We start from the raw sequence: 22,460 nt of genomic DNA, 5'->3' as shown, positions 1-22,460 counted from the left end.
TCGCCCGCATCGCATCGCGGTGGCGACTCGCACGCCCGTTCGCGCCGCCGTATCCTTAGCAAAACATTAACCGCTTGCTTGTAAAGCTGCGCCCGTAGACGGAAACGCGACAAGGGGAAGGACGCATGGGAACCAGGGACAACAAGCGCCGTTGGCTGCTGTGGGTGGTGCTGCTGGCCACGGCGGCCGCCGCACATGCCGGCGCGCAGGAGCAAGACACGCCGGAGCAGGAGCAGAAGCAGGCTGCGTCGCAGGTCCAGCAACAACAGTTGCAACTGCAGCAACAGCAACTGCTGCAGCAACAGCGGCAAACGCAGCTGCTGCAGCAGCAATTGCAACAGTTGCAGCAACAACAGCAGGAGCAGCAGGCGCGGAATGCCGCCTCCGCCAAGGGCCTGTCCGCGGCCTATCAGGAGTGCCTCAAGCAGGCGAGCGGCATGTACGACAAGGAGCGTTGCATCGAGCGTGAGCGCAGGGTACAGGACGAGCGCCTGGCCAGGACCTACGACAGGGTGCGCACCAGGCTCAGCGGCAGCAACCGGTCCAAGCTGATGGACGCGCAGTACGCCTGGGAGCAGTCCCAGGCGCAGACCGACGACCTGAACAAGGCCCTCAAGGGCCGGGGCCAGGCGGCGTCCTTGCAAAACGCCGAAGCGGCGTTGGAGCGGGTCAGCGCGCGCGCCACCGAACTGGAGCAGTACGCGCGCTGAGCGCCCTGGTCGCCGGCCACGCCGATGGCCGGAACGCGTTCGGCGCGATCGACGCCGCGCCACGCGTCAAGACTCCATGCAGTGACGGCGACGGTTGACGCCAAGGCCGCTCCTTAGCAAGCAAGCAGCCATGGCCCCGGCACTAATGGCGCCCATGCGCCGCTGGAAGCCGCAGGCGCTCAGTGCCCCGCGTCGCAGCCCACGTCCTGTTGCGTGCACAGTTCCGCGGCGCGCCGCAGTTGCGCCTCGCTCAACGGCGGCGGCCGGGCGACGGCGGCCTGGACCTGATCAGGCGCGCCGGTGAGGGTATGCATGCCCTTGGCGACCTTGCCGGCAACGTAGTAGATGCCCATCGCGAGGTAGCCGCCGCCCTGGCTGACCTGCTCTGGCGACGGGGGCGGCCGCCAATCCTTGTCGAAGCGGTTGGGCTGGGCGCTGACCGGATTCTTGAAACGGTACAGGTCCAGCGGCTCGCCCTCATCCGGCGGCAGCGCGCGCACTTCCTCCAGGGTCTGGATGTCCTGCTGCTGCGGCGGCGGGGCACCTGCGGCTGGCGCGGGATCGACCTGCTGCGCGCGCGCCTGTGCGACCGCGGCGAGCAGCGTGGCGGCGACAAGGAGACTGACGGCCTTGCACATCGAACTCTGTCCTTTCCCATGCCGGGCGGCATGGACCCTGCCGAGGTTACGGCCGGCGGCTGAACGTCGCCATCGCGGCGAGGCGACGCCGCGCGCTCATGCCGTCTGCAGGGGCTGCAGGCACAACCAGATGGCGCACCAGTGCGACAACGCGCCGCCGAGCACATGGGCGTGCCAGATGGCGCGGTTGTAGACCATCGACTTGCGCACGTAGAACGCCACGCCGACGGTGTAGATGAGGCCGCCGGCGGCGATGAACCACAGCACGGCGCCATCCAGGTTGGCCATCAGCGGCTTGACCGCGACGATGCCGGCCCAGCCCAGCAGCAGATAGATCGCGACCCAGAAGCCCTTGCTGATGCCCGGCAGGAACAGCTTGGCGAACACGCCGAACAGGGCCACGCCCCACACCGCCAGGGTCATCGACCACAGCCAGGCGCCGGACAGCGCCAGCACGAACAGCGGCGTGTAGGTGCCGGCGATCATCACGAAGATGCCGGCGTGGTCGAGCTTGCGCAGCAGCGGCTGGCGTTGCGGCGTGGCGAAGTTGTAGGCCGCCGAGCCGGCGAACATCGCCAGCATGCCCAGCGCGTAGACGCAGGTGGCCGCGATCAGCGCCTGATTGGCATGGGCACGCTGGACCAGCAACGCACCGCCGATGACGGACAGCAGCAGGCCGGCGGCATGCACGAACAGATCGGCGCGACGGGCGCCGGCGGTTTTGTAGTGAGCGGCGGGGGCGGGAGCGGACAAGGTGGGGGTCGGCGCGTCGGGGAACGTCGCCGCTGCGAGGGGGGAGCACAGGATACGCGTTGGCCGTGGCGATCAGGTCGGCCTTCCCTGCCGGCGACGGCCGTCGCCGTTTGGCACGATGGCGACGGCGGCGCGCCAGGCGGCGGCTACGCCGCGATGCGCGCGATCCTGCCTGCCTGCGCACCCAATGCGCGCCGCGCCTGTTCCAGATCGTAGTCGGCCTGCAGGCCCAGCCAGAAGCGCTCGCTGGTGCCGAGCGCGGCCGCCAGCCGGATCGCGCTGTCGGCGCTGACGCTGCGCTTGCCCAGCACGATCTCGTTGACGCGGCGTGGCGGCACGCCCGCGGCACGCGCCAGGGCGTTCTGGCTGATGCCCAGCGGGATCAGGAATTCCTCCAGCAGGACTTCGCCGGAGTGGATGTTGGGCAGGGTCTTCATGGCGGCTCGATGGGTCGGTGGTGGTCGACGATGTCCACGTCCAGCGCATCGCCGTCCCTCCAGTGGAAGCACACGCGCCATTGATCGTTGATCCGGATGCTGTATTGACCTTTGCGGCTTCCCTTCAGCGCCTCCAGGCGATTGGCGGGCGGAATACGCAAGTCGTCCAGCGTGGTGGTGCTATTGAGCATGCGCAGCTTGCGCCGAGCCACGACCTGGATGTCGGCCGGCAATCGCCTGGAAGACGTGCCCTGCCAGATCTTTTCGGCTTCCTTGTCGACGAAGTTCCGGATCACGCAGCCGCGATAACGTCATCCGTTACATGACGCAACCCGTCATAGGTAGCGCAGACAAGTTCCACCGCGCTTGCTGAATCCGCTCAGCCAGTTCCCCTCGCCCGGTCCGCCGCTGTCTCATACCCTGAGACGCCGTTCCGCTTCCCTGTCCCGCTTTGAGAGCCGCACCGATGCCCGCCCACGCCCTAGCCCGCCGCACCGAGGACGCCGAGCGCGCCCTGTCCACCACCGGCGGCGCGCCTTCGCGCGACGGCGCGCTGCTGACCGAGCGGCTGGAGCGGCGCTACCACGACCGCATCACCGGCAGCTTCATGATCCCCGGCCGCGCAGGCCGCTATGCGCCGATCCCCGACGACGTGCCGGCGCCGCTGGTCGCGGCGCTGAAGGCACGCGGCATCGACCAGTTGTACAGCCACCAGGCCGAGGCCTGGGACGCGGCGCAGCGCGGCGAGCACGTGGCCATCGTCACCCCCACCGCCTCGGGCAAGTCGCTGTGCTACACGCTGCCGGTGGTGGCCGCGGCGATGACCGCGCAGGCCAAGGCGCTGTACCTGTTCCCGACCAAGGCGCTGGCGCAGGACCAGGTGGCCGAGCTGCTGGAACTCAATCGCGCCGGCGAGCTCGGGGTGAAGGCCTTCACCTTCGACGGCGACACCCCCGGCGATGCGCGCCAGGCGATCCGCCTGCACGGCGACATCGTGGTCTCCAACCCCGACATGCTGCACCAGGCGATCCTGCCGCACCACACCAAATGGGCGCAGTTCTTCGAGAACCTGCGCTACGTGGTGATCGACGAGATCCACACCTACCGCGGCGTATTCGGCAGCCATGTCGCCAACGTGTTGCGCCGGCTCAAGCGCATCTGCGCGTTCTACGGGGTCACCCCGCAGTTCATCCTGTGCTCGGCCACCATCGGCAACCCGCGCGCGCACGCCGAGGCGCTGATCGAGCAGCGCGTGCATGCGATCACCGAGTCCGGCGCGCCGTCCGGCGACAAGCACGTGCTGCTGTGGAACCCGCCGGTGGTCAACGCCGACCTGGGCCTGCGCGCCTCGGCGCGCTCGCAGAGCAACCGCATCGCGCGTATCGCGATCAAGTCCGGGCTGAAGACGCTGGTGTTCGCGCAGACCCGGCTGATGGTGGAAGTGCTGACCAAGTACCTGAAGGACATCTTCGACCACGACCCGCGCAAGCCGCCGCGCATCCGCGCCTACCGCGGCGGTTACCTGCCCACCGAGCGCCGCGAGGCCGAGCGGGCGATGCGTGCCGGCAGCATCGACGGCATCGTCTCCACCTCGGCGCTGGAGCTGGGGGTGGACATCGGCGCGCTGGACGTGGTGGTGCTCAACGGCTACCCGGGCAGCGTCGCCGCCACCTGGCAGCGCTTCGGCCGCGCCGGGCGCCGCCAGCAGCCGGCGCTGGGCGTGCTGGTCGCCAGCTCGCAGCCGTTGGACCAATACGTGGTGCGGCATCCGGACTTCTTCGCCGACGCCTCGCCCGAACACGCGCGCATCGCCCCGGACCAGCCGCTGATCCTGTTCGACCACATCCGCTGCGCCGCCTTCGAACTGACCTTCGTCGCCGGCGAGGCGTTCGGGCCGGTGGATCCGGCGGTGTTCCTGGAGGCGCTGGCCGAGAGCGAGGTGGTGCACCAGGAGGGCGACCGCTGGGAGTGGATCGCCGACAGCTATCCGGCCAATGCGGTGAGCCTGCGCTCGGTGGCCGACGGCAATTTCGTGGTGGTGGACAAGACCGACGGCAAGCAGCAGATCATCGCCGAGGTGGACTATTCCGCCGCCGCGCTGACCCTGTACGAAGGCGCCATCCACATGGTGCAGAGCACCCCGTACCAGGTGGAAAAGCTCGACTGGGAAGGCCGCAAGGCCTACGTCACCCGCACCCATGTGGACTACTACACCGACAGCATCGACTTCACCAAGCTCAAGGTGCTGGACCGCTTCGACGGCGGCGCGGCCGGGCGCGGCGACAGCCATCACGGCGAGGTGCACGTGGTGCGGCGCGTGGCCGGCTACAAGAAGATCCGCTACTACACCCATGAGAACATCGGCTACGGCCCGGTCAACCTGCCCGACCAGGAACTGCACACCACCGCGGTGTGGTGGCAGCTGCCGCAGGCGACGCTGCTGAAGGCCTTCGGCAGCAAGCAGGATGCGCTCGACGGCTTCCTCGGCGCCGCCTACGCGCTGCACGTGGTGGCGACGGTGGCGGTGATGGCCGATGCGCGCGACCTGCAGCAGGCGGTGGGCGACGGCGACGGCGCCTGGTTCGCGGTGGCCGACGCCAAGGGCCGCGGCCAGCTGCGCGGCGGCGACAACGGCGACCCGGCCAGCATCGAACTGCAGCAGTTCGTGCCCACCGTGTACCTGTACGACAACTTCCCCGGCGGCGTCGGCCTGAGCGAACCGCTGTGGCGCCGCCAGGCCGAGCTGGTGCAGCGCGCGCGCGAACTGGTGCAGGGTTGCGATTGCGTGGCCGGCTGCCCGGCCTGCGTCGGTCCGGTGCTGGCCGCGCAGGAAGACAGCGCGACCACGCCGAAGGCGCTGGCGTTGCAGGTGCTGCGCCTGTTGCTGGAAGACGACGCGGCGCTGGACGAGGAGGCCACCGCGATCGGCAGCGAACTGGATGCGCTGCCGGAGTGGAGCGCATGAGCCGCAGCCATGAAGGTTCGCGCGAGCCGCGCACGCTTCTGCAGCGCGCGCTGCTGCACGACATATCGACCGTGCTCGGCGCGGATTCCGATGCGCTGCTGGAGCGGCATGCATGAACGCCGACTGCAAGCGAAGGCGTGCGTCGAGCTTGGCGCTGCAAGGCACGGCGCACGGCCATGCGCTCCACGCCGTTGCCGACGCGCGGCCGGGGCGTAGCGCATGAGCATCAGCCTCGAGCGCCTGCGCGCGCTGCGCAAGCAGGCCGGCGATCCGAGCGTGCAGACGTCGCGTGCGCCCGCAGCGGGCGTACGGCCGGCGGACACTGCGCTCGCCACGGGCCCCGCCGCAACGGTGAACCCGCCTGCCCCAGCAGCGGCGCCCGCAGGCCAGGCCAGGTTGCTGCGCAAGCCGCCGCGCGACACCGATGCGGCGCCTCTGCCGCCTGCACCGCGCACGCCATCGCCCGCGCACCGCGGCGATACCGCCGTCGCCGTGGCGCCGCCGATCGCGATCGAACCGTTCGACCGGCGCAGCACCGACGTGGCCTCGCTGCGGCGCCTGCTCGGCATGCGCGAGCGCGCGGTGGCGCCGGCCGCGGCGCCGCGCAAGCCGCAGGCGGCCGACCGCCACCTGCCCGGCACGGAGATCGCGCCCGGCCTGCACCTGATCGAAGCGTTCCTGCCGCAGCCGATCCCCAGCACCGCGCTGTCGCTGGCCTTCGCCCGGCGCGAGGACGCCGTGCTGCCGTCGGACCTGCTGTTCTTCGACACCGAGACCACCGGCCTGGCCGGCGGCACCGGCACCCGCGCCTTCATGATCGGTGCGGCCGACTGGTACCTGCATCCGATCGAGGGTCCGGGCCTGCGCATCCGCCAGCTGATGATGGCGACGATGGGCGCGGAGAAGGCCATGCTCGAAGCGTTCCGCGCCTGGCTGGCACCGACCACGGTGCTGTCCAGCTACAACGGCCGCTGCTACGACGCGCCGCTGCTCAAGACCCGCTACCGGCTGGCGCGCAGCGCCGAGCCATTATCGGCGCTGGACCACGTGGACCTGCTGCACCCCACCCGCCGCCGTTATCGCGGCACCTGGGAGAACTGCAAGCTGGCCACGATCGAGCGCCAGCTGCTGCGCATCGTGCGCGAGGACGATCTGCCGGGCTCCGAAGCCCCCGCCGCCTGGCTGAGCTACCTGCGCGGCGGCAGCGCGCGCAACCTGCGCCGCGTCGCCGCGCACAACCACCAGGACGTGGTCACCCTGGCCCTGCTGCTGCAGCGCCTGGTCGCCGCCGAAGCGGAGGACCGCGAGGTGGTGCCGTTCATGGAGGCGCCGTAGCCGCGCCTTAGCCCCTCTCCCCCCGGGAGAGGGGTTGGGGAGAGGGTATGGCGCGAAAGCGACTCGCGGCGTTTGGGCGCACGAGGCTGCGCCCGGACCCTCATCCGGCCCTGCGGGCCACCTTCTCCCGATGGGAGAAGGGAACAGCCGCTGCGCTTTAGCCCCTCTCCCACCGGGAGAGGGGTTGGGGTGAGGGTCCGGCACCAGGCGCGATGCTCGATTGGCAGCACGAAGCTGCGCCCGGACCCTCATCCGGCCCTGCGGGCCCCCTTCTCCCGATGGGAGAAGGGAACAGCCGCTGCGCTTTGGCCCCCTCCCACCGGGAGAGGGGTTGGGGCGAGGGTCCGGCGCCAGGCGCGGTGCTCGATTCGAAGTACGAGGCTGCGCCCGGACCCTCATCCGGCCCTGCGGGCCACCTTCTCCCGGTGGGAGAAGGGAATAGCCGTCTCCCGGCGGGACAAGGAACAGTTGCGGTGTGGTGTCGCCCGGCCGCCTCAGCGTCGATGGCTCCCGACGCCAGCGCCTAAATCTCCCGCACCGCTGTCTCGATCCGCCACGCCGCGAACGCGGCTTCGAACTCGGCCAGGCTCAGCAGTCCCATGCAGGCATGCGCGCCCACCGGCAGCGGCGTGCCGTTGGCCAGCTTCTGCACCAGCAGGATCGCCGCCAGGCACGGGATTTCCGGGCCATGCAGGGTCGGCGCGGTCAACTCCCAGCACAGGCCGTGCGCGCGCCCATCCCTCTCCCCACGCAACCGCACCGTCATGCCGCCCAGGTCGCTGCCGAACCGATCGAACCAGCGACCGGCGCGCGCGAACACCGCCGCCAGCGCCCGCATCGGCAGCGGCACGCCGTGTCCACGCAGCCATGCCAGCGCGGCCAGGCAACGCTGCAGGAACGGCAATTCCAGCGCCGCCCGGAAGCGCACGCTGCGCACGCCCGGATAGCGCGCCACCAGCAGGTCGTGGTCGGGCACGTCGCAGGGCGCGGCCAGGCGTGGCGCGAGGCGGGCGAAGGCGACCGGCTGCGGCGCGGCCCAGCCCAGCGTGCGTTGCCAGCGCCCATCGCTCCACCACTGGAACGGTAGGCCGCAGTACGACAGCACCGCGCGCACCGTGGCCATGCCCAACGGCGTGGCCTGCGCAGGCGCGATGACCAGGTCGATGGCGTGCAATTCCGAGAATTCCGGGCGCAAGGCGTCGACCACCGCGCTGGACAGCGCCGGCAAGGTGCTGGCGCCACTGATCGCGCTGCGCCCGGCCTGCCGCGCCAGCGCGTCGAGCGCGGCGGGAAAGTCGCGCACGAAGGCGCGGCCGTCGGCCAGGTCGATGTAGTGCATGCCGGCCTGCAGGCAGGCGCGGGCCACCGCGTAATCCTGGCCCTGGAATGGGCCGGCGGTGTGCACGACGATGTCCGCGCCGGTGGCGGCCAGTTGCGCGGGAAAGTCCGGCGCCGCGGTGTCCAGGCGGCATACCGCGACCCCGCCCAGGTCGGCACCGGCCAGATTGGCGCTCGCCGTGTCGGGATGGCGCCCGGCCGCGATCACCTGCACCGCCGGCGTCTTCGCCAGCGCGCGCACGATGCGCGCGCCGAAGTGTCCATAGCCGCCCAGCACCACCACCTTGCATCCGGCCATCGTCCCTGTCCCGTCCTGTCGGCGTCCGCGGCGATTATCCGCGCAACGCCGGCATCGGCGGAACCGGTCAGCCGTCGATCGGCGTGGCCAGCCCCTCGTCGATGGCCTGCCGGATCATCTCCTCGGCCTGGCGCTGCGCGCGCATGCTGGCATCGGACTGCAGCTTGCCCAGTTGCGCCTGCTGCAGCCCCAGCTTCGCCTGCTGGCTGGCGAGATGCTGGATCGCCTTGCCCAGCTCCTTGCGGCGCATCAACTCCGATGCCTGCTGCGCCGCCGCGCGCTCGCGCAGCGCCGGGTCGCCAGGGTCGCGGCTGGCGGCGAGTGCCGTCTCGGCATGCCGCGCCGCGCTCTCGGCCATCTGTGCGCTCAACTCCGTCAAACGCTCGCCCAGCTCGGCCTGGCGGTCGCCGATGTCGCTCTGGCGATCGCCCAGATCGGCCTGCGCCTCGGCCAACTGCAGGCTTTGGGCGTGCAGCGCCTGGAAGCGCGCCAGCGCCGCCGGATCGCGCATCAGGTAACGGCGTCCGTCGTGGCGCATCCACAACACGTCGCCGCCGCCGGCCAGGCGACGCGCTTCGCGCAGGTCGTCCAGCGAGGCGTCCATCAGGTTGTGGCCGTCCTGCACCAGCACGTAGGCATCCTTGCCGCCGCGCGGCGAAAGCGTGATGCGGCCCTGGGTCTGCAGCACGTCGGCCGACGCCGGCGCTGCAGGAACCGCTGGTGCGGACGGCGCAGCCGGCGCGACAGGCGGCTGCGGAACACTCGCCGCGGCGGCGGCGGCGGGACGCGCCAGCACGCTGGCGACGACCGACGTCCCTGCGGCCGGAGCGGCCTGGGGCATCGCCGGCACGGCAGCGGGGACCACCACCGGCGCGGCGACCGGCGGCGCCGGCTTGGCGACCAGGCGCAGCGGCATCACGCCCACCAGCGCGATCGCGGCGGTGATCAGCCCGGCGCCCAGGCGCGAGAACGATGGCGTGCTCTGCAGCATCAGCAGGCGCCGCTTGAGACTGACGAAGCTCGGCGAGGCGCTGGCGACACCGGCCGCCGGCCGCGGCGCCACGCCCAGTTGCACCAGCAGGCGCGCATAGTTGTGGCGGCAGTGGCGGTGCCCGGCGACCACCGCCGCATCGCAGGCGGCCTCGCGGGCCAGCGCATATTCGCGCACCGCCAGGTGCACCAGCGGATGGAAGAAGAACAGATGCTGCGCCAGTGCCGGCAGCAGTCCCCACCACAGGTCGCGCCGTTGCAGGTGCACCAGTTCGTGGGTCAGCGCCATGTCCAGGTCGTCGGCATGCATCGTCGGCAGCCGCCGCGCCGGCAGCAGCAGCACCGGCCGCCACGGCCCGATCAGCTGCGGCGAGTCGATCTGCGCGGACAGCCGCAGCGCCGGCGCACGGCGCAGGCCATGCGCCTCGGCGGCCAGACGCAGGGCGCCGAGCAACGCGGCATCGGTACACGGCGTGGCGCCGCGCACCAGGCGCCGGCTGGCGCGGTAGGCGGCGCCGCTGCGCAGCGCGCCGAGCAACACCCCGGCCAGCCACAGCGCGACCAGCGCCTGCGCCCAGGGCAGCGCCGCGGTGGCCGCGCCCGATCGGGCCGACGAGGGCGCCGGCTCCGGGGCGGGCATGGGCACGGCATCCTCCAAGGTGACCGCCGGCAGGGCCGCGGCGGCCGTCATCGCCGGCGTCGGCGCGGCCGGCAGCACCGGCAGGTGCAGCGCGCCGGCCCACACCAGACCGAGCACGGTCTGCGCGCCGACCAGCCACCACAGCCGGCACCGCGTGGCCGCCGGCAGCGCCGGCAGCCAGCGGCACAGCGCCCAGATCGCCGCGACCAGTACCGCCGCCTGCACGCTGGTGGCCAGCAGCCGCGACAGCAAGGTGTCCCAAAGCGTGATGCCGAAGATCGTGTCCATGCCTCAGTCCTCCCGTCGCTGCGATTGCAGTTTGGCCACCAGGGCCTCCAGTTCGGCCAGTTCGTCGTCGCTGACCTCCGCGCGCTGCGACATCCACGCCACGAACGGCGATACCGAGCCCTGCAGGGTCTTCTCGACGAAGCTGCCGACCGCGCTGCGCACCACGTCGTCCTGTCCGGCGGTGGCGGCGTAGCGGTACACGCCCTGCACCTGGCGGCGGCGCAGGTAGGCCTTGGCGCGCAACCGCTCCATCATCGTCAGCACGGTGGAGCGGGCCAATCCGCGCGCCTCGCCGAAGCTGGCCGCGACCTCGCCCACGCTGGCCTCACCCTGCTCGGCGATGTACTGCAGCAGGGCCAGTTCCTGGTCCCCGATCGATTTGCGTGGCATCCGCTGGCTCCTGGTGACTACATTTGTCGCCAAACTACCCGTGACGACAGCTGTCGTCAAGCGCCGGTGCGGCGTCCGACGTCGCAACCGGACATGTCGCCTGCAAGGGCATGGAAACGCGCGCGACGATGGCCGAGCGATGGCGCACCCAGCGCTGCCGCGGAACGCGGGCATTCATGACGGTGGGTGGCCACCTGCGCCGGCACGGCATGCCCGAGCCGCCCCCCTCTGTCGCCGACCGCGCCACCGCGGACAGCACCGAGCCGGCCGTCGCACCCGACGCCGTCCGCGCACTCACGACGCCCGCAGCGCCTTGGCGTGCTTGGCCGGCGGCATGCCGAACACGCGTGCGTAGTCGCGACTGAACTGGGACGGGCTGTCGTAGCCGACCTCGAATCCGGCGCTGGCGGCATCCAGCGCGCCGCCGACCATCAGCCGGCGCGCCTCCTGCAGCCGCAGCTGGGTGCGGAATTCGATCGGGCTCAGCGAGGTGATCGCCCTGAAGTGCTGGTGGAAGGTGGAGCGGCTCATGCCGGCGACCTGCGCGGCGTCCTCGATGCGGCAGGCGTCGCGGAAGTGGGTGCGGATCCAGACGATGGCGCGCGCCACGTGGTTGAGCCGGCTGTCGGCCTGCGCCATGTGCCGGACCACGCCGCCATCGGGACCGGTCAGCAGCCGATACAGGATCTCGCGCACGGTGAGCGGGGCCAGCGCGGCGATGTCGTGCGGCGTGTCGAGCAAGGCGGCCAGACGCACCACCGCGTCCAGCAGCCCGGGCGTGATGCGGTTGAGGGTCAGGCCCAGCGGCGCGGCGGCGGCACCGGCCGGCGGTGGATGACGGATCGCGAGTTCGCCCAGCTCGGCCAGGTCCAGATCCAATTGCAGGCTCAGATACGGCGCCGCCGCACTGGCCTCGATCACCGACCCCATCACCGGCAGCCCGACCGAGGCGAGCAGATAGCGCGCCGGATCGTAGGTGTAGGCGCTGCTGCCCAGCAGCGCGCGCTTGCGTCCCTGCGCGACGAAGCACACGGTGGGTTCGTAGATCACCGGCATCGGCAGGGTCGGGGTCGAAGCGCGGATCAGCTTCACGCCCGGCAGCGGACCGGCGAAGGTGCCGTCGTGCGGGGCATGGCGGGCGATGAGGTCGGTCAGCGTGCGCAGTGCGGTCATGGCCCGTCTTATTCCATATCCACGCGCGCCCGGAAAGGGCACAGCGGCCGTCGCCGGACGATCGTGCAAGGATTCCGGACAAGCCGGCTATCGCCCCGCGTCGCCCCGCCGCCACGCTGGCAGCGGATTCCAACGGAGCGATGACCTCATGAATGCACCCACGTCCCTCTCCCATTACCGCCTGCTCGGCCGCTCCGGCCTGCGCGTGTCGCCGCTGGCGCTGGGCACCATGACCTTCGGCCAGGACTGGGGCTGGGGCGCCGACCGCGACGAAGCCGCGCGCATCTTCGACGCCTACACCGAGCGCGGCGGCAACCTGGTCGATACCGCGGTCAACTACACCAACGGCGCCTCCGAACGCATTGTCGGCGAGTTGGTGAAGGACAAGCGCGAGCGCATCGTACTGGCGACCAAGTTCACCATGGTGCGCGACGCGGCCAACATCAACGCCGGCGGCAATCATCGGCTCAACCTGGTGCGCTCGGTCGAGACCAGCCTGCGCCAACTCGCCACCGACCGCATCGACCTGCTGTACCTGCACGCCTGGGACTTCACCACCTCCGCCGAGGAAGTGATGCGCGCGCTGGACGACCTGGTGCGCGCCGGCAAGATTCTCTACGCCGGCATCTGCAACACGCCGGCCTGGCGCGTGGCGCAGATGCAGACCTTGGCCGACCTGCGCGGCTGGTCGCCGTTCGTCGCGCTGCAGATCGGCTACAGCCTGGTCGAGCGCACGGTCGAGCACGAACTGCTGCCGATGGCCGCGTCGCTGGGGCTGGGCGTGCTGCCGTGGTCGCCGCTGGGCGGCGGCATCCTCACCGGCAAGTACAGCCGCGCCGATCTGAGCGAGGACAACGCCGCGGACGTGTCGGCCACGCGCAAGGGCGTCATCGCCTCCTCGGGCCATCTGCACGAACGCGCGCTGGCGATCGCCGACGTGGTCGGCGCGATCGCCGAGGAGCTGGGCAAGTCGCGCGCGCAGGTGGCGCTGGCCTGGACCCTACGGCATCCGGCGGTGGTCGCACCGGTGATGGGCGCGCGCACGCTGCGGCAGGCCGAGGACAATTTCGGCGCGCTGGAGGTGGCGTTCGACGCCGACCACTTGCGGCGCCTCAATCAGGCCAGCGCGATCGCGCCGATCTTCCCGGAGAACTTCATCGGCCGACCGATGGGACAGCAGCTGATCTTCGGCAGCTCCACCGTGCAGCGGCGCGGGTGAGGCCATGACTTGGATCGTGACGTGCATGCGGCGGCGCGCCGCAACCGGAGTGCTGGCCCTGGCGTGCGCGGTCTCGCCGGCGCTTGCGCTGGCGGAGCCCACGCAGGCGCAGGACCGCAGCGAGCGCAACCGGCAGACGGTGGCGACCGCGTTCGATCGCTGGGCCGACGGCGGCGGCCTTTTCGAGACCCTGCTCGCCCCCGACATCGTCTGGACCGTCGAAGGATCGGGACCGAGCGCGCGCACCTATCGCAGCCGCGATGCCTTTCTTGCGCAGGCGGTGCGTCCCTTCAGCGAGCGCCTGCGCACGCCGCTGCGCCCGCTGTCCCGGCGCATCTGGGCCGATGGCGATCACGTCATCGTGCATTGGGCCGGCGAAGCCGTCGCACGCGACGGGCGCGCGTACCGCAACCGCTACGTGTGGATCCTGCGCATGGCCGGCGGCAAGGCGGTCGAGGCCAACGCCTTCCTCGACCTGCCGGCCTACGACGACGTGCTGCGCCGCATTCCCGCCGCCGGCGCGGCGCCATGAGCTGCCACCGTGCGCTGCGCGCGTGGCCGTCCGCCACGCTTGCCGCAACCTGCCTGGCGGCCGCACTCGCCACCAGTAACACCCTTGCGCTCGCATCCGCCGCGCGCGTCTCCGCCACCACGCCAGCACGAGGACAGACCCTGCCACACCATCCCTACCTGGGCATGTGGGCGACGGCCGATGGCCGCATCCGCCAGGAACTGCTGCCCAACGGCCGCTACGACGAAGCGCGCGGAACGCGGCGCAGCGCCTACCAGGGCCGCTACGCGATCCATGGCGATCGCATCGACTACTGGGACGATACGGGCTTCACCGCCGACGGCGTGTTCGTCACCGACGACGAACTGCATCATGGCGGGATGGTGTTCCATCGCCAACCCTAACGCCGCTGCTCCTCGGCGCAGCGACGGCATGCACCGCGCAACGATCGCCACGCGCGTTCACGTCGAGCCGACGCCGGCGCGACTACTAAGGTCGTGGACAGCGAGCGACGGCGCCCTTGCGTGCGCCACCGCCATTGCATCGATCGCTGCCGCGCGCCACACGCGCCTCTTTCGCCAAGCAGGAGCAACGCCATGAGCGACGACAAGCAGAACTCCGGCTCCCCGGACCGCGACCGCATCAACGTCAACGAGGACTACGAACTGCGCTACTGGACCCAGACCCTGGGCGTCTCCGCCGAGGAACTGCGCGCCGCGGTCGCCGCGGTCGGCCCCACCGCCAACGCGGTGCGCGCGCACTTGAACAAGTAGCGCGCCGGCCCTCGCGATGAGCCTGGCCGAGTACCGCCGCAAGCGCAGCTTCGACAAGACCAGGGAGCCGGAGCCGGGCAAGGCGCTGCCCCAGGGACAGCGCCCGATCTTCGTGGTGCAACTGCACCACGCCAGCCGCCGGCACTACGACTTCCGGCTGCAGGTCGGCGATGCGCTGAAGAGCTGGGCGGTGCCCAAGGGCCCCAGCTACGACCCCAAGGTCAAGCGCATGGCGGTGGAAGTGGAGGACCATCCGGTCGACTATGCCGGCTTCGAGGGCGAGATCCCCAAGGGCGAATACGGCGGCGGCCACGTCGCCCAGTTCGACCACGGCGTGTGGACCACCGCCGGCGATCCCGAGGCGCAACTGGCCAAGGGCCACCTGCGCTTCGAACTGTTCGGCAGCAAGCTCAGGGGCGGCTGGCACCTGGTGCGCTCCGGCAAGCCGGCGCGGCAGCCGCAATGGCTGCTGTTCAAGGACGACGACGCGTTCGCCGGCGACGTGGAAGCCGACGACCTGCTCGCCGACGTGACCGCGCCGCCGCCGGAGGACCAGAAGCGCGCCGGAAGCGGCAAGGCGAACAAGCGCAAGGCGCAGACCACCGTGGCCTTGCCGCGGCGCGCGCGCAGGACCGATTGGGCCAAGCGCGCCAAGGCCCTGCCCAAGGCGCGCAAGGCCGCCGCGCCGGCCGGGCCGTTCCAGGCGCAACTGGCGAAGCTGGGCGATGCGCCGCCGCAGGGCGAACACTGGCTCCACGAGATCAAGTGGGACGGTTACCGTATCCAGGCGACCATCGCCCAGGGCGTCGTGCGCCTGTGGTCGCGCAATGCGATCGAGTGGACCGACAAGATCCCGGAGATCCGCGACGCCATCGCCGCACTGAGGCTGGAGTCGGCCGCGCTGGATGGCGAACTGATCGCCGGCAAGGGCACGAAGGAGGATTTCAACCTGCTGCAGGCCGTGCTGTCCGGGGAACGCCAGGGCGCGCTCGCGCTGGCGCTGTTCGACCTGCTGCACATCGACGGCATCGACATCGCCGATGCGCCGCTGGCCGAGCGCAAGGCCCTGCTGCAGGAACTGGTGGACGGCGCCGGCCCGCACCTGGCCTTCAGTTCGCACATCGTCGGCGATGGCGAGGCGGCATTCCGGCTCGCCGGCGACCAGCACTTCGAGGGCATCATCTCCAAGCGCGCCGATCGCGGCTATCACGGCGGGCGCAGCGAGGACTGGCGCAAGACCAAGCACCTGGCCTCGGACGAATTCGCCGTGGTCGGCTACACCGCGCCCAAGGGAAGCCGCTCGGGCTTCGGCTCGCTGCTGCTGGCCAAGCCCGATCCGCAGCACGGCTGGCTGTACGTCGGCCGCGTGGGTTCCGGCTTCTCCGAGACCGTGCTGCGCGAGGTCGCCGCGCTGATCGGCAAGGCCGGCGGCAAGACCGCGACCGCGCACGTCCCCACCACCGAGACCGATCTGCGCGCGGCGACCTGGTTCGCGCCGCGCTTCGTGGTCGAGGTCTTCTACCGCGGCATCGGCGGGCAACAGTTGCTGCGCCAGGCCTCGCTGAAGGCGGTGCGGCGCGACAAGGACATCGCCGACCTGCGCGATCCGGACGGCGCGCCGGCGGGCGGTAAGCCCGCCAAGCAGGCCATGCCAGCCAAGCGCCGCGGCGCCGCGGCGGCCCCCGCCGACAAGACCGGCGCGCGCACGCCGCCGGCGCTGTCCAGCCCCGGCAAACGCATCTTCGCCGACATCGGCGCCACCAAGCAGGATGTCTGGGACTACTACACCGCGGTCATGGACCACCTGTTGCCGGAGGTCGCCGGCCGGCCGCTGTCGATCGTCCGCTGTCCCAACGGCGCCGAACGCCCGTGCTTTTTCCAGAAGCACCACACCGCCGGCCTGGAGCTGGTGTCGTCGGTGCGGCTGAAGGAGGAGGCCGGCAACAACGCGTATTACCTGGTGGCCGATGATCCCGCCGGGCTGCTGGAACTGGTGCAGTTCAATGCGCTGGAATTCCATCCCTGGGGCTCCTACGCCGCCACGCCCGATTCGGCGAATCGGGTGATATTCGATCTGGATCCGGGCCCGGACGTGCCCTTCGCCGAGGTCAAGCAGGCGGCGAAGGACATCCGCAGATTGCTCGCGCAACTGGAACTGGAGTCGTTCCTGCGCGTCTCCGGCGGCAAGGGCCTGCATGTCGTGGTGCCGCTCAATCCCGGCTGCGACTGGGAACTGACCAAGCGCTTCGCGCACGGCTTCGCCGATGCGCTGGCGCAGTCCGAGCCGCAGCGGTTCCTGGCTACGGCGACCAAGCGCCTGCGCAACAAGCGGATCTTCGTCGACTACCTGCGCAATGGCCGCGGCGCCACCGCGGTCGCCTCGTACTCGCTGCGCGCGCGCCCCGGTGCGCCGGTGGCGATGCCGCTGGCCTGGAGCGATCTGCCCAAGCTGCACCGCGCCGATGCGTTCACGATGCGCGACGTGCCGGCCACGCTGAAGCGGCGGCGCAAGGATCCGTGGGCCGGCCTCGACACGCTCAAGCAGAACCTCGCGCGCTGGGCCGAAGCCGAGTAAGCAAAGCCCCTCTCCCACCGGGAAAGGGGTGGGGGTGAGGGTCCGGCGCAAAAGCGACTCGCGGAGTTTTGGGTGCACGAGGCTTCGCCCGTACCCTCATCCGCCCCTGCGGGGCACCTTCTCCCGACGGGAGAAGGAAGAGCCTAGCCCCTCTCCCTCCGGCCTGATTAGCGCTGTGTCTCAGCTGGTGATGCTGCCTAGGTTTAGAAATGCAGGATCTTCAGTGAGATACGGCGATGACGTTCAATCGGATCCAGTTCCAGAAGGGGCTTTCGATTCCGGCTTTTCTGAGCCGCTACGGCTCCGAGACGCAATGTGTCGAGGCGTTGATTCAGGCCAGATGGCCTGCTGGCTTCGTGTGCCCGCAATGCGGTCACACCCATGCCAGTCGTTTTGAGCGAGGCCACCAGCAGCTGTGGCAATGCACGCTGCAGGGTACAGACCAGCTTGACCGCCGGCACGCCCATGGCAGACACCAAACTGCCCTTGCGAGCGTGGTGGCTGGCCATCTATCTGGTGAGCCAAGCCAAGAATGGAGTTGCTGCGTTGGAACTGGCTCGGCAGTTGGGCGTCTGCTATCGCACTGCATGGCGGATCAAGCACAAACTGATGTCGGCGATGGCCGATCGTGAGCAGTCACGGCGGCTCGAGGGAGAGGTCCAGATCGATGATGCCTATCTGGGCGGCGAACGCGCCGGTGGCCCAGGAGAACCGCAGTGGCGGAACAAGGTGCCGTTTATCGCAGCGGTTTCCCTGCATCAAGGGCGCCCGCGCCATCTGCGCCTGGACGTGGTCTCCAGCTTCCGGAGAAGCGTCGTGAACACGTGGGCCCAGCAGGCACTGGCACCGGGCACCCATGTCGTCAGTGATGGGCTGACAGCGTTCACAGGTGTGGGCTGGGCAGGCCTGACACACGATGCCATCGTGACCGGAGGCGGCCGCAAAGGCGCCCAGCAGCCTCGTCTGCGGTGGGTCAATACGATCCTGGGCAATCTCAAGACCGCGCTTAGCGGTACCCACCATGCGGTGGACTTCCCGAAATACGGCGCGCGCTACCTGCGCGCGCATGCCTATCGGTTCAACCGCCGCTTCAACCTGGCGGCCATGGTGCCGCGCCTGGCCCGTGCCTTGGCCAGCGCGGGACGGCTCACAGAGCGGCAACTGCGTATGCCAGCTGAGACACAGCGCTAATCAGGTCCCGACGGGAGAGGGGTTGGGGTGAGGGTCCGGCGCGAAGCGACTCGCGAAGTTGGGCGCACGAGGCTTCGCCCGTCCCCTCATCCGCCCCTACGGGGCACCTTCTCCCGAGGGGAGAAGGAAGAGCCGCTAGCCCCTCTCCCACCGGGAGAGGGGTTGGGGTGAGGGTCCGGCGCGAAAGCGACTCGCGGAGTTTGGGCGCACGAGGCTACGCCCGTCCCCTCATCCGCCCCTGCGGGGCACCTTCTCCCGATGGGAGAAGGAACGGCCGAGCCCCTCTCCCATCGGGAGAGGGGTTGGGGTGAGGGTACGGCGCGAAAGCGACTCGCGGAGTGTGGGTGCACGAGGCTACGCCCGTACCCTCATCCGCCCCTGCGGGGCACCTTCCCCCGAAAAGGGGGCCATGGTCCCGATGGGAGAAGCAAGAGCGTAGCTCTACCAGCTCAACCGCCCATCACCCCGTCGGACCGCCCATCACCGGCAGGATCGCGCCGCTGATATAGCTGGCGGTGATCGGCGAGGCCAGGAACACATAGGCGGGCGAGAGTTCCTCCGGTTGCGCCGGGCGACCCATCGCGCTGCTCTTGCCGAACTCGGCCACGTCCTCGGCGGCCTTGTCGGCCGGATTCAGCGGCGTCCACACCGGGCCGGGTGCGACCGCGTTGACGCGGATGCCGCGCGGCTGCAGCTGGCTGGCCAGGGCCATGGTGAAGGCATGGATCGCGCCCTTGGTCGCCGAGTAGTCGAGCAGCGACTTGCTGCCGAACAAGCCTGTCTCCGAGCCGCTGTTGACGATCGCCGCGCCGCGCTTGAGATGCGGCAGCGCCGCGCGTGCCATGTGGAAGTAGCCGGCGATGTTGGTCTGCAGGGTCTCCTGCAGATGTTCCTCGCTGAGGTCCTCCAGCGCGTGGCAATGCAACTGGAAGGCGGCGTTGTTGACCAGCACGTCGAGTCCGCCGAAGGCGCGCACGGTCTGCGCCACCGCGTCCTCGCAGAATGCCGGATCCTTCACGTCGCCGGCGATGGTGATGCAGCGGCGACCTTCGTGCTCGACATGCCGGCGGGTCACCTCGGCGTCCTCGTGCTCGTCCAGGTACAGCACCGCCACGTCCGCGCCTTCGCGCGCGAACAGCACCGCCACCGCGCGGCCGATGCCGGAGTCGGCGCCGGTGACGATCGCACTCATGCCGCGCAGCTTGCCGCTGCCCACATACTCGGGCGCCTCGAAGCGCGGCTGCAAGGCCAGGTCCTGTTCCTTGCCCGGTTTGCGCAGATGCTGCTTGGGCATCTTTTCCGGCTGCTTGCGCACGCCGGCCTGGCTCGGCGCCGATTTCTTGGCCTTGGCCTTGGCCTGCGCCTCGCCGGCATCGATCACGCGCTGCAGCGCGCGTTGCGTCTGCGCGGTCTTGCTGGCGGCGGCGGACGGGGCGGCGGCGCGCTTGGACGCGGCGCGCTTGGCGGACGTGGAAGGGGCGGGACGCTTGCTGGAGGCCATCGGCACTGCTCCGGAACAGGGAGGCGACGCGGGGCGCCGCTCGGGGTAGGAATGGACGATCGACGCGGGGACGCGGCGACGCGTCAGGCGCGGACCGCGTCGCCTTCGGCATGGCTGGCGCAATGCGCGCAGCAGAACGTGCGTCCGCCAGCCTCCACGCCATGGCCGACGATGCGGCAGTCGCAGTGGCTGCAGCGCGGAGCGAAGGCGTGGATCGCGCACTCGAAGGAATCGAAGGTGCCGCTGCGGGCGCCTTGGGTCAGGGTGAAGGCATCGGCGTAGTCGTTGCCGCAGACATCGCAGGTGGCCATGATCGGCTCCGGTTGGCTGGGGACCCCCAGTGTCGCCAAGCCAGCGGCCACGCCAGGTGAAGCCGGCCGGCGCGCTCTTCATGCCGCGCAAACGTCACTCGCGACAGGCTCGCGCCATTCCTCGAAGGAGTCCGTCCATGATCCGCCACCCGCTCGCGCTCGCCGTTCCGTTCGCCGTCTGCCTGTCGCTCGGCGCCTGCAGTACCACCCAGGTCGCGCAGGTGCAGCCGATCGACGGCACCATTTCCGGCCAGTGCCACATCGACATGGTGCGTGGCGCGGCTGGACTGGCCGCGTCGCAGATGACCGTCGAGCGCGCGCGCGTGGACAGCGACAGCCTGCAGGTGCAGGTGGTGCCGAGCAGCATCAGCGGCAGCGGCGCCACGTCCAGCGGCGTGGACAGCGCCAACCGCGGCGCCCGCGAGAGCGGTGGCGAACGCCTGACCATCGAGGTCGGCCCGACCAACAACATCACCACGCTGTATTGCGGTTGATGGCCGCATCCGCCGGCTGACGGCGGCGGCGCGCGTTCGCGCGGGCGGAGCGCCGCCCGCGTGCCCATGCTTTGCAGTGCGCTCAGGCGCGCTTGCGCGGACGCGCGACGGCATTCTTGGCCGACGCGCCCCCCGCAGCACGCCGCGGGCGTGCCGGCGCGACCGTCTTGGCCGCGGGGCGCGAGCCGGCGGCGCTGGTTCGCGGCACCTTCTTGCCCGCCGCCTTGGCCGCCTTGCGGCTGGTCTTCCGCGCCTGCGCCAGGTATTTCAGGGTCGCCAGGTCCCATTGCCGCTCGCCGCGCACCTGCTCGCACAGACCGCCCAGGGCACCGCAGCGCCAGCCGTCGAACACGCAGGGGTCGATGTAGGCCTTGCGGCACACCGCCGGCGTGTTGCCCAAGGCGTCGGCCACTTCGCGGATCACCGCGTTCTGCGCCAGCGTCAGCGCACGCTCGCTGCTGGGTTCGGGCAGCGGCAGTTGCGCCAGCCGCTGCAGCGCGGCACGGGTACCGCCCCAGGTGCGGAAATCCTTGGCGGTGAAGCTCTCGCCCATCGCCTCGCGCAGGTAGTCGTTGACCTCGCCCGAATCCACCGGCTGCAACTGGCCAGCGTCGTCGCGATACTGGAACAATGCCTGCCCGGGCAGTTGCTGGCAGCCGCGGATCAGCTTGACCAGGTGCGCGTCGTCGACCTCGATGTCATGGTCCTGGCCGCCCTTGCCGCGGAACTTCAGCCGCGCGCGGCCGCCCTTGACGAATTCCAGGTGGCGGTTACGCAGCGTGGTCAGCCCGTAGGAGCGGTTGCTGCGCGCGTATTCGGCATTGCCCACGCGCACCAGGGTCTCGGCCATCAGCGCCACCACCATCGCCAGCACCTTGTCGCGCGGGTAGCCCGGCAGCGCCAGGTCGCGGCGCAGGCGCCGGCGCAAACGCGGCAGCGCCTGGCAGAAGGCCATGATCCGCTCGAACTTGCCGTCGCCGCGCACCTGCGCCCAATCGGCGTGGTAGCGGTACTGCTTGCGCCGCCGCGCATCGCGGCCGGTGGCCTGGAGGTGGCCGTTGACCTTGATGCAGATCCACACCTCGGTATAGGCCGGCGGGATCGCCAGTTGGCGGATGCGCTGCAGGGTCGGCGCGTCGCGCACCGGGCTGCCGTCGGGCATCCGGTAGCCGAAGCCCTTGCCGGCGCGGCGGCGGGCGATGCCCGGCTCGGTGTCGCTGACGTAGATCAGGCCGGCGCTGCTGGCCGCCTGTTTGGACTGCAGCGCGCGGGCCGCGTCGGCGGCGCTGGAGCGGGAAGCCTTGGTCATCGAAGAGGCCGCTGGCGGCGATGGAAGCGCGATTGTCGGCAGCGCCGCGGCTAGGCCGCGTCAATGCCGCGCCGGTTAACGAACCGCGAACGCGAATTCGCCGATGCTGTCGGCTTATGCTGGTCCCGTCCTCCCCTCGACTTCTGGAGCCCCGATGAGCCATTTCCTTTCTTCTCGTCTGACCGCGCGTGCCGGCCTGCTCGGCACGGTGTGCCTGGCCCTGGCGCTGGCCGCGTGCACCGCGCCGCCGCCGGACGAGCAGGAACAGGTCGGCGCCACCGCGCAGAAAGCGGCCGAACAGGCCGCCAAGCCGGATCCGGCCAGCGCCCCGGAAGCCCCGCCGGTCGGCACCTGCGACGCTTCGCAGGCGCAGGGCCTGGTCGGCCAGGCCGCCGAGCAGGCCCTGCTCGACCAGGCGCGCACCGACACCGGCGCCAAGAGCGTGCGCGTGCTCAAGCCGAACCAGGCGGTGACCATGGAGTTCAACGGCGAACGGCTCAATATCGAGGTCGATGCCAAGAACCAGATCACCGGCGTGCGCTGCGGCTGAGGTCGCCGGCATGCGCCCGGCGCGGCGGCGGCGGCATGGCCGCCGCCAGCGCTGAAGTTGCAGGTGTAACG

The 22,460-nt window shown here is 70.7% G+C and carries 21 protein-coding genes and 1 pseudogene; 11 read left to right on the top strand and 11 right to left on the bottom strand.

Annotated elements, in window-relative coordinates:
• Positions 1 to 125: 125 nt before the first annotated feature.
• Positions 126 to 710: a lysozyme inhibitor LprI family protein gene (locus AB3X07_RS01200; RefSeq protein ID WP_369942018.1), complete on the top strand. Its 585-nt coding sequence runs from the start codon at positions 126 to 128 to the stop codon at positions 708 to 710.
• 179 nt (positions 711 to 889) lie between these two features.
• On the opposite strand, the gene AB3X07_RS01195 is transcribed toward AB3X07_RS01200, so the two are convergent.
• The 4 genes from AB3X07_RS01195 to AB3X07_RS01180 form a co-directional block, all read right to left on the bottom strand.
• On the bottom strand, positions 890 to 1,348 hold the full coding sequence (locus AB3X07_RS01195; RefSeq protein ID WP_369942016.1) for a hypothetical protein: 459 nt from the start codon (positions 1,346 to 1,348) through the stop codon (positions 890 to 892).
• A gap of 96 nt (positions 1,349 to 1,444) precedes the next feature.
• Positions 1,445 to 2,101 (bottom strand): PAQR family membrane homeostasis protein TrhA, encoded by a 657-nt coding sequence (gene trhA / locus AB3X07_RS01190; protein ID WP_369942014.1) that lies wholly within the window; start codon positions 2,099 to 2,101, stop codon positions 1,445 to 1,447.
• A gap of 146 nt (positions 2,102 to 2,247) precedes the next feature.
• The gene (locus tag AB3X07_RS01185; protein ID WP_369942012.1) at positions 2,248 to 2,538 is read right to left on the bottom strand and encodes a HigA family addiction module antitoxin; all 291 of its coding nucleotides are present in this window, start codon (positions 2,536 to 2,538) and stop codon (positions 2,248 to 2,250) included.
• The gene (locus tag AB3X07_RS01180) at positions 2,535 to 2,834 is read right to left on the bottom strand and encodes a type II toxin-antitoxin system RelE/ParE family toxin (protein WP_369942010.1); all 300 of its coding nucleotides are present in this window, start codon (positions 2,832 to 2,834) and stop codon (positions 2,535 to 2,537) included. The genes AB3X07_RS01185 and AB3X07_RS01180 overlap by 4 nt, the downstream gene beginning before the upstream one ends.
• Before the next feature lie 170 nt (positions 2,835 to 3,004).
• On the opposite strand from AB3X07_RS01180, the gene AB3X07_RS01175 reads away from it, so the two are divergent.
• Together AB3X07_RS01175 and AB3X07_RS01170 are read left to right on the top strand one after the other, a co-directional pair.
• The gene (locus AB3X07_RS01175; protein ID WP_369942008.1) at positions 3,005 to 5,503 is read left to right on the top strand and encodes a DEAD/DEAH box helicase; all 2,499 of its coding nucleotides are present in this window, start codon (positions 3,005 to 3,007) and stop codon (positions 5,501 to 5,503) included.
• A gap of 219 nt (positions 5,504 to 5,722) precedes the next feature.
• Positions 5,723 to 6,838: a ribonuclease H-like domain-containing protein gene (locus tag AB3X07_RS01170; RefSeq protein ID WP_369942006.1), complete on the top strand. Its 1,116-nt coding sequence runs from the start codon at positions 5,723 to 5,725 to the stop codon at positions 6,836 to 6,838.
• 523 nt (positions 6,839 to 7,361) lie between these two features.
• Here AB3X07_RS01170 and AB3X07_RS01165 read toward each other — a convergent pair.
• From AB3X07_RS01165 to AB3X07_RS01150, 4 genes are all read right to left on the bottom strand, one after another.
• Positions 7,362 to 8,474: a saccharopine dehydrogenase family protein gene (locus AB3X07_RS01165; protein WP_369942004.1), complete on the bottom strand. Its 1,113-nt coding sequence runs from the start codon at positions 8,472 to 8,474 to the stop codon at positions 7,362 to 7,364.
• 67 nt (positions 8,475 to 8,541) lie between these two features.
• The gene (locus tag AB3X07_RS01160) at positions 8,542 to 10,392 is read right to left on the bottom strand and encodes a M56 family metallopeptidase (protein WP_369942002.1); all 1,851 of its coding nucleotides are present in this window, start codon (positions 10,390 to 10,392) and stop codon (positions 8,542 to 8,544) included.
• Positions 10,393 to 10,395: 3 nt separating this feature from the next.
• Entirely contained in the window at positions 10,396 to 10,782 is a 387-nt protein-coding gene (locus AB3X07_RS01155; protein WP_369942000.1) for a BlaI/MecI/CopY family transcriptional regulator, read from the bottom strand.
• Between the two features lie 294 nt (positions 10,783 to 11,076).
• A complete protein-coding gene (locus tag AB3X07_RS01150) occupies positions 11,077 to 11,955 on the bottom strand; it encodes an AraC family transcriptional regulator (RefSeq protein WP_369941998.1) in 879 nt (292 codons plus the stop codon).
• 148 nt (positions 11,956 to 12,103) lie between these two features.
• Between AB3X07_RS01150 and AB3X07_RS01145 the strand changes: the two genes are divergently transcribed.
• From AB3X07_RS01145 to AB3X07_RS01120, 6 genes and pseudogenes are all read left to right on the top strand, one after another.
• Positions 12,104 to 13,174, top strand: coding sequence for an aldo/keto reductase (locus AB3X07_RS01145; protein ID WP_369941996.1), 1,071 nt, complete (start codon positions 12,104 to 12,106; stop codon positions 13,172 to 13,174).
• A gap of 25 nt (positions 13,175 to 13,199) precedes the next feature.
• Positions 13,200 to 13,706, top strand: coding sequence for a nuclear transport factor 2 family protein (locus AB3X07_RS01140; RefSeq protein WP_369941994.1), 507 nt, complete (start codon positions 13,200 to 13,202; stop codon positions 13,704 to 13,706).
• Entirely contained in the window at positions 13,703 to 14,089 is a 387-nt protein-coding gene (locus AB3X07_RS01135; RefSeq protein ID WP_369941993.1) for an Atu4866 domain-containing protein, read from the top strand. Before AB3X07_RS01140 ends, AB3X07_RS01135 begins: the two co-directional genes overlap by 4 nt.
• A gap of 192 nt (positions 14,090 to 14,281) precedes the next feature.
• Positions 14,282 to 14,458: a DUF3606 domain-containing protein gene (locus AB3X07_RS01130; protein WP_369941991.1), complete on the top strand. Its 177-nt coding sequence runs from the start codon at positions 14,282 to 14,284 to the stop codon at positions 14,456 to 14,458.
• 16 nt (positions 14,459 to 14,474) lie between these two features.
• The gene (gene ligD, locus AB3X07_RS01125) at positions 14,475 to 17,033 is read left to right on the top strand and encodes a DNA ligase D (RefSeq protein ID WP_369941989.1); all 2,559 of its coding nucleotides are present in this window, start codon (positions 14,475 to 14,477) and stop codon (positions 17,031 to 17,033) included.
• Between the two features lie 236 nt (positions 17,034 to 17,269).
• A pseudogene (locus AB3X07_RS01120) lies at positions 17,270 to 18,224 on the top strand (IS1595 family transposase).
• A gap of 460 nt (positions 18,225 to 18,684) precedes the next feature.
• Here AB3X07_RS01120 and AB3X07_RS01115 read toward each other — a convergent pair.
• Entirely contained in the window at positions 18,685 to 19,725 is a 1,041-nt protein-coding gene (locus AB3X07_RS01115; RefSeq protein WP_369941987.1) for an SDR family oxidoreductase, read from the bottom strand.
• A gap of 83 nt (positions 19,726 to 19,808) precedes the next feature.
• A complete protein-coding gene (locus tag AB3X07_RS01110; protein ID WP_369941986.1) occupies positions 19,809 to 20,036 on the bottom strand; it encodes a hypothetical protein in 228 nt (75 codons plus the stop codon).
• A gap of 137 nt (positions 20,037 to 20,173) precedes the next feature.
• Here AB3X07_RS01110 and AB3X07_RS01105 point away from each other — a divergent pair, with 137 nt between their 5' ends.
• Positions 20,174 to 20,530: a hypothetical protein gene (locus AB3X07_RS01105; protein WP_369941984.1), complete on the top strand. Its 357-nt coding sequence runs from the start codon at positions 20,174 to 20,176 to the stop codon at positions 20,528 to 20,530.
• A gap of 82 nt (positions 20,531 to 20,612) precedes the next feature.
• Here the strand turns inward: AB3X07_RS01105 and AB3X07_RS01100 are convergent, their stop codons facing one another.
• Positions 20,613 to 21,839: a DNA topoisomerase IB gene (locus AB3X07_RS01100; protein ID WP_369941982.1), complete on the bottom strand. Its 1,227-nt coding sequence runs from the start codon at positions 21,837 to 21,839 to the stop codon at positions 20,613 to 20,615.
• A gap of 154 nt (positions 21,840 to 21,993) precedes the next feature.
• Here AB3X07_RS01100 and AB3X07_RS01095 point away from each other — a divergent pair, with 154 nt between their 5' ends.
• Positions 21,994 to 22,389, top strand: a complete 396-nt coding sequence (locus AB3X07_RS01095; protein WP_369941981.1) for an I78 family peptidase inhibitor — start codon at positions 21,994 to 21,996, stop codon at positions 22,387 to 22,389.
• The last annotated feature ends 71 nt before the right edge of the window (positions 22,390 to 22,460 follow it).

The organism is Xanthomonas sp. DAR 35659 (genome assembly GCF_041242975.1).
Lineage (GTDB): Bacteria > Pseudomonadota > Gammaproteobacteria > Xanthomonadales > Xanthomonadaceae > Xanthomonas_A > Xanthomonas_A medicagonis.
This window is presented reverse-complemented; position numbering and strand designations above follow the sequence as displayed.

What these genes read in the sequence shown, in the direction of transcription:
- AB3X07_RS01135 (WP_369941993.1), top strand. Translation starts at nt 13,703, where the DNA reads ATGAGCTGCCACCGTGCGCTGCGCGCGTGGCCGTCCGCCACGCTTGCC.
- AB3X07_RS01185 (WP_369942012.1), bottom strand. Translation starts at nt 2,538, where the DNA reads ATGAAGACCCTGCCCAACATCCACTCCGGCGAAGTCCTGCTGGAGGAA.
- AB3X07_RS01165 (WP_369942004.1), bottom strand. Translation starts at nt 8,474, where the DNA reads ATGGCCGGATGCAAGGTGGTGGTGCTGGGCGGCTATGGACACTTCGGC.
- AB3X07_RS01170 (WP_369942006.1), top strand. Translation starts at nt 5,723, where the DNA reads ATGAGCATCAGCCTCGAGCGCCTGCGCGCGCTGCGCAAGCAGGCCGGC.
- AB3X07_RS01200 (WP_369942018.1), top strand. Translation starts at nt 126, where the DNA reads ATGGGAACCAGGGACAACAAGCGCCGTTGGCTGCTGTGGGTGGTGCTG.
- AB3X07_RS01110 (WP_369941986.1), bottom strand. Translation starts at nt 20,036, where the DNA reads ATGGCCACCTGCGATGTCTGCGGCAACGACTACGCCGATGCCTTCACC.
- AB3X07_RS01095 (WP_369941981.1), top strand. Translation starts at nt 21,994, where the DNA reads ATGAGCCATTTCCTTTCTTCTCGTCTGACCGCGCGTGCCGGCCTGCTC.
- AB3X07_RS01130 (WP_369941991.1), top strand. Translation starts at nt 14,282, where the DNA reads ATGAGCGACGACAAGCAGAACTCCGGCTCCCCGGACCGCGACCGCATC.
- AB3X07_RS01195 (WP_369942016.1), bottom strand. Translation starts at nt 1,348, where the DNA reads ATGTGCAAGGCCGTCAGTCTCCTTGTCGCCGCCACGCTGCTCGCCGCG.
- AB3X07_RS01150 (WP_369941998.1), bottom strand. Translation starts at nt 11,955, where the DNA reads ATGACCGCACTGCGCACGCTGACCGACCTCATCGCCCGCCATGCCCCG.
- AB3X07_RS01100 (WP_369941982.1), bottom strand. Translation starts at nt 21,839, where the DNA reads ATGACCAAGGCTTCCCGCTCCAGCGCCGCCGACGCGGCCCGCGCGCTG.
- AB3X07_RS01115 (WP_369941987.1), bottom strand. Translation starts at nt 19,725, where the DNA reads ATGGCCTCCAGCAAGCGTCCCGCCCCTTCCACGTCCGCCAAGCGCGCC.
- AB3X07_RS01160 (WP_369942002.1), bottom strand. Translation starts at nt 10,392, where the DNA reads ATGGACACGATCTTCGGCATCACGCTTTGGGACACCTTGCTGTCGCGG.
- ligD (WP_369941989.1), top strand. Translation starts at nt 14,475, where the DNA reads ATGAGCCTGGCCGAGTACCGCCGCAAGCGCAGCTTCGACAAGACCAGG.
- AB3X07_RS01175 (WP_369942008.1), top strand. Translation starts at nt 3,005, where the DNA reads ATGCCCGCCCACGCCCTAGCCCGCCGCACCGAGGACGCCGAGCGCGCC.
- AB3X07_RS01145 (WP_369941996.1), top strand. Translation starts at nt 12,104, where the DNA reads ATGAATGCACCCACGTCCCTCTCCCATTACCGCCTGCTCGGCCGCTCC.
- AB3X07_RS01155 (WP_369942000.1), bottom strand. Translation starts at nt 10,782, where the DNA reads ATGCCACGCAAATCGATCGGGGACCAGGAACTGGCCCTGCTGCAGTAC.
- AB3X07_RS01105 (WP_369941984.1), top strand. Translation starts at nt 20,174, where the DNA reads ATGATCCGCCACCCGCTCGCGCTCGCCGTTCCGTTCGCCGTCTGCCTG.
- AB3X07_RS01140 (WP_369941994.1), top strand. Translation starts at nt 13,200, where the DNA reads ATGCGGCGGCGCGCCGCAACCGGAGTGCTGGCCCTGGCGTGCGCGGTC.